Origin of the sequence: Dyadobacter luticola (assembly GCF_005860805.1) — a bacterium.
GTDB lineage: Bacteria > Bacteroidota > Bacteroidia > Cytophagales > Spirosomataceae > Dyadobacter > Dyadobacter luticola.
In genome coordinates this window covers 1-623 of record NZ_VCEJ01000007.1, presented here as the reverse complement: position 1 = coordinate 623, position 623 = coordinate 1, and the positions used below count along the sequence as shown (strand labels likewise).

Annotated in this window: 1 pseudogene; it reads right to left on the bottom strand. The window is 50.9% G+C overall.

Annotated features, from left to right (window positions below):
- A pseudogene (locus tag FEN17_RS23810) lies at positions 1–491 on the bottom strand (T9SS type A sorting domain-containing protein); the annotation flags it as partial.
- Between the last annotated feature and the right edge of the window lie 132 nt (positions 492–623).

The following is a 623-nucleotide window of genomic DNA, read 5'->3' as shown; positions in this document are numbered from 1 at the left end:
AAACTGGTACCCTTGATGCGGATGCTAAGCTGGTGGGCCTTGCCATCCTTCAATGCCTGTGGAAGTGAAAAGTTGAACCCATAATTCCCCGTACCGAACCCTGCAGCCTTGCGGTCTTCTCGGTAGATATCGGCTACCGCTTCCGCATGCACAGTGCTGCCCTCTAACAACTCGACAGTCAGGGCTGTTTCAGGATAGCTCTTGTCCCAAACCCAACCTCGCACTGTGTTGCAATCCACCCCGTCAAAGCTGCCATTATATTGCGATGGCGTCAAACATGTCAAAGTCCTCGGGGAATCGGTCAGCAAAGTGCTCGTCCCTTTGATCCGGATACTCAATGTGTGTGTCTGGGCATCCTTCAACCGTGAAGGAAGCTCTATACTAAAACCATAATTACCTGTCCCTGTCCCGTTGTTCTTTAAATCTTCACGGTAAATATCTGCCGGTACACTCACAATTACAGTACTGCCCTCGAGAAGCTCGACTGTCAATGTCGTTGCAGGGTAATTTTTGTTCCAGGCCCAGCCCTTAACAATACCACAGTCCAGGGTCTCAAAACGGCCCGCGTACACATTGGGCGCCGCACAGGTAACCGTTAACGGAGAATTGGTCAGGACATAACC